The sequence below is a fragment of the Ramlibacter sp. genome, from assembly GCF_028292805.1.
Taxonomy (GTDB): Bacteria; Pseudomonadota; Gammaproteobacteria; order Burkholderiales; family Burkholderiaceae_C; genus Ramlibacter.
Map to the genome: position 1 here is coordinate 1 of NZ_JAQGLS010000234.1, position 3,921 is coordinate 3,921.

5 protein-coding genes are annotated in these 3,921 nt (G+C 71.0%); 2 read left to right on the plus strand and 3 right to left on the minus strand.

The genetic code is table 11. The features are described from left to right. Nucleotides 1-228: phage holin family protein (locus JWP65_RS14685; RefSeq protein ID WP_299764995.1), on the plus strand; the 228-nt coding region annotated here is incomplete at its 5' end. Here JWP65_RS14685 and JWP65_RS14690 read toward each other — a convergent pair. Both JWP65_RS14690 and tfpZ read right to left on the minus strand, forming a co-directional pair. Next, the gene (locus JWP65_RS14690) at nt 196-1,701 is read right to left on the minus strand and encodes a M48 family metalloprotease (protein ID WP_367280518.1); all 1,506 of its coding nucleotides are present in this window, start codon (nt 1,699-1,701) and stop codon (nt 196-198) included. The genes JWP65_RS14685 and JWP65_RS14690 overlap by 33 nt on opposite strands. Further along, nucleotides 1,698-2,474 carry a TfpX/TfpZ family type IV pilin accessory protein gene (gene tfpZ, locus JWP65_RS14695; protein WP_299765004.1) on the minus strand — a complete coding sequence of 259 codons (777 nt, stop codon included), beginning with the start codon at nt 2,472-2,474 and terminating at the stop codon, nt 1,698-1,700. Before tfpZ ends, JWP65_RS14690 begins: the two co-directional genes overlap by 4 nt. A 22-nt stretch (nt 2,475-2,496) precedes the next feature. On the opposite strand from tfpZ, the gene moaC reads away from it, so the two are divergent. Beyond that, a complete protein-coding gene (gene moaC, locus JWP65_RS14700; RefSeq protein WP_299764997.1) occupies nt 2,497-2,973 on the plus strand; it encodes a cyclic pyranopterin monophosphate synthase MoaC in 477 nt (158 codons plus the stop codon). A 3-nt stretch (nt 2,974-2,976) separates the two neighbouring features. Here moaC and JWP65_RS14705 read toward each other — a convergent pair. After that, nucleotides 2,977-3,921 (minus strand): O-antigen ligase family protein (locus JWP65_RS14705; protein WP_299765000.1); only part of this gene is annotated, 945 nt, incomplete at its 5' end.

Here is a 3,921-nt window from a genome sequence, read left to right on the forward strand (position 1 = left end):
GCCGTGGTGCGTCCGGTGCTGGTGGTGCTGACGCTGCCGGTGACGGTGCTCACCCTCGGCCTGTTCCTGTTCGTCGTCAACGCGCTGATGTTCTGGCTGGCCGCCACCGTGCTGGGCGACAGCTTCCAGGTGCGCGGCTTCGTCGCCGCGCTGGTGGGCTCGCTGATCTACACCGTGCTGGGCGTGGTGATCGAATCAGCGCTCGAGCGCCTGTTCGCGAAGAAGTGATTCGACCTGGCGGGCCCGGGTGTCGATGATCGACGCCTCGATGTGGTCGCCCGCGGCCGCGCCGCGCCGCACCAGGTCCTGCGCCGCCTTGAAGCGGTCCAGCGCCGCCGTGTAATCCAGCTGCGCCACCCGTGACTCCGCCTCCGCCCGCACCGACCGCACGCGCTGCCCTTGCCCCAGGTAGGCCGAGGCCAGCAGCTGCCAGGCCGTGGCGTCGCGCGGCTGCGTGGCGACCCAGGCCTGCAGCCGCTGCGCCGCCTCGGGGGCCTGCCCGGCCTGGACCTGCGCCTGCGCCTGCAGCAGCAGCTCGGGCCGGCGCGTTGCCGGCGTATCGAGCAGCCGCAGCACGCGCGCGTGGTCGTTGAGGGCGGCCGCGCTTTCGGCTTCCAGCAGCCGCGCCAGCCGTTGCGCCACCGGTTCCGGCGCCACCACGGTGTTCAGTCGCGCCAGCAGGCGGGCGCTCGCCGCCTGCTCTTTCAGCCGCATGGCAGCGAAGGCGGCCGCGTACAGCACGCCGGCCTGGCGCGCCCGCGGCTGCGCCGCCAGCGCGGAGGCGTCCGCCTCCAGCAGCATGCCGCGCAAGGCATCGACACCGGGGTTGGAGATCACCCTGGCCCGGCCAGCGGCCATGGCGTGCTCCAGCGTCGGCGTGGCGGGCACGACGGCCTGCAGCTGGTGCCGCGCCTGCATGTCGGCCGCGCGCTCGGTGCTCATCGGGTGGCTGCGCAGGTAGGGGTAGGCGCCGTTGTCGTTCAGGCGGGCCGCGTGCTGCAGCTTCTCGAACATGGTGACGAAGCCTTGCGGCTGGTAGCGGGCCTGCGTCATGATGCCGAAGCCGATGCGGTCGGCCTCGCGCTCCATCTCGCGTGAAAAGCTCAGTTGCTGCTGCGCGCCCAGTGCCTGGCTGCCGGCCAGGATCGCCTGGCCCGCCTCCGGGCTCTTGCTGACCGCCAGCGCCCCCAGGATCATGGCTGCCAGCATCCAGGGCGCCTGCCTGGTCTCCTGCGTGATCATCCGCGAGATGTGCCGCTGCGTCACGTGGCTCAGTTCGTGGGCCAGCACCGAGGCCAGCTCGTCGCGGTTGACCGTCACGCTGACCAGGCCCAGGTGCAGGCCCAGCCAGCCACCCGGCAACGCGAAGGCATTGATGCTGCGGTCCTTGCCCAGCAGCACTTGCCAGGCGAAGCGCTCGTCGATTTCGGCGCCGAGGTCGCCGCGGGCGCGGGCGGCGGCCAGCAGCGGCTGCCACAGGCTCTGCACGTATTCCACCAGCACCGGGTCGTCGATGTAGTCTGGGTCGCGGTACAGCTCGCGAGCGATCTGCTCGCCCAGCTTGCGCTCGGCGCTGGTGCCCATGTCGTTGCTGTCGCCCAGCGTCGGCAGCTGGGCCAGCGCCGGCGCGCCCAGCAGGGCGAGCGCCAGGGCAGCAGCCAGGCCGGTGCGGCGCGGCAGGAGGGGGAGAGTGAATCTCAAAATGAATCCAGCGGCAGGTAGCCCAGGACTTCGGCCGAGGTGGCGTCCAGCAGGACGGTCCAGCCTTCGGCCTTGCGGGCGATCAGGGGCAAGTATGCCGCGCCTGCGGCTGGCCGCCCCGATTGCCGCAGCATGGCCTCGATCTCGGCTGCGCTTTGCGGAAACCGGCTCTTGAGCTGCTCGACCGGCCTGGCCGCGCGCAGCACGCTCTCGCGGCCGGCCGGGTACGGCTGCCAGAGGTCCGGCCGCGCCGCCAGCGCCACGCCTTGCAGGGCCAGCAAGGTGGCGTCGAACTTCTCCTGCTCGTTGCGGAACTCGCGCAGCGACAGCGGCGTGGGCCCCAGCAGCGGGGCCACGGCGACGCCGGCCGGGGCCAGGTGCTCCAGCTCCAGCGGCACGTCGATCAGGTGCACCACGCGGAAGCGGTCGTACTCGAACACCATGTGCACCGGGCGCGCCAGGTTCACCGTCCACAGTCCATATGCCAGCCCGGCCAGTTGCAGCACGGCCACCAGCGCCAGGTCGCGCCGCAGTTCGCGCCGCGGCTTGGCGCGGTCGAAGATGGCGAAGGTGACCAGGGGCCCCAGGACCACGTCGACACCGACCACCAGCAGGAACAACTCGCGCCCGCCGGAGATCTCGCGGTAAGGATAGGGATACCAGACCGCGAACACCAGCAGCGCCGCCAGCAAGGCGACCAGCGCGCTCACGCCCAGGTGGATGGCGGCGGCGCGCAGGCGGTCGCGCCAGTCGAACGTGGCCGTATGATTCATTGTCAACACGGATGGTTTTTGCATGAGCGGTTTGACCCATTTCGACGAACAAGGCCAGGCGCACATGGTGGACGTGGCGGCAAAGCCCTCCACCCGCCGGGTGGCGGTGGCGCGTGGCAGCATCCGGATGCTAGCCGCAACGCTGGCGATCATCCAATCCGGCACTGCAAGCAAAGGTGATGTCCTGGGCATCGCCCGCATCGCCGGCATCCAGGCGGCCAAGAAAACCAGCGAGCTGATCCCGCTGTGCCACCCGTTGGCGCTGACCCGGGTGGCGCTGGACTTCGCGCTGGTGACGGACGGGCCGGCGGTCGAATGCACGGCGACGGTGGAAACCGTCGGCCCGACCGGCGTCGAGATGGAGGCGCTGACCGCCGTCAACGTCGCCCTGCTCACCATCTACGACATGTGCAAGGCCGTCGATCGCGGCATGACCATGACCGACATCCGCCTGCTGGAAAAGCATGGCGGCAAGTCGGGCAGCTTCATCCAGGCCTGACTTTCAAGGTGGCACGACCCCGAGCGGCAACTCCTGCGTCTTGCGCCAGCGGCCGTAGTCGTCCGGGAAAGCGGCGCGGTAGCGCGCCAGGTGCAGCACGGCGTCGTCGTAGCGCTCCTTCATGGTGGCGCTCTCTATGACTTTCTCGACCACCCGCGGCTCCGGCGAGTAGTGCAGCATGGCCTGCGCTTGCGTGTCGATCCGGTCGACGGTGCGCGGCGTCAGGTCCGTCAGCGTCAGCTCGGCGAAGCGAGCCTGCCCGGAGAACAGCCAGGAGCGCCGCACGTGCGCCAGCGCGTCTTCGCGCCAGGGCGCGAGGCGCTGCTGCGGCTCCAGGTAGACCTGGCTCACGCGCAGGTAGTCCCAGCCGGCGTACGCCAGCAGGCCAGCGCAGGCAGCGGCGACCAGCGCGGCGTGCCTGGCCGGCAGCACGGGCGGCGGCTCTGCCTTGCCGCGGGGCACCAGCAACAGCCCCACGGCCAAGCCCAGCGCGATCTGGAACGGCGCATACCAGAGCGGGTACTCCAGCATGCTGTGGATCGCCAGCACGGCCAGCACGCTCCAGGCCAGGCGGCGGCTGCTGTCGGCTTCGAGCCAGGGACGGGCGCGCCACACCGCCAGGACGACCGCGCCGCAAGCCAGCAGCGCGGCCGGCAACCCGAGTTCGACCGCGATGTGCAGTGGCAGGTTGTGGGCGTTGTCCAGGATGTCGCAAAAGCGCGGCCCGGCGTACAGGGTCATGTAGTGCGCGTAGTCGAGTTCCCCCCAGCCCCACCCGAGCAACGGCCGCTGCGCGATCAGCTCCAGCACGTTGGACCACAGCACGCCGCGGCTGCTGCAACCCAGGTCGCTGCCCACGCGCGCGACCAGGCTGTCGGCGCTGGCGCCGGTGGCGCGCTCCAGCAGCAGCGGCAGCAGCAGCGCCGCCAGCGCATACGCAGCCAGTCC

Coding starts and splice junctions, on each gene's coding strand:
- moaC (WP_299764997.1), top strand. CDS start 2,497: ATGAGCGGTTTGACCCATTTCGACGAACAAGGCCAGGCGCACATGGTG.
- tfpZ (WP_299765004.1), bottom strand. CDS start 2,474: ATGAATCATACGGCCACGTTCGACTGGCGCGACCGCCTGCGCGCCGCC.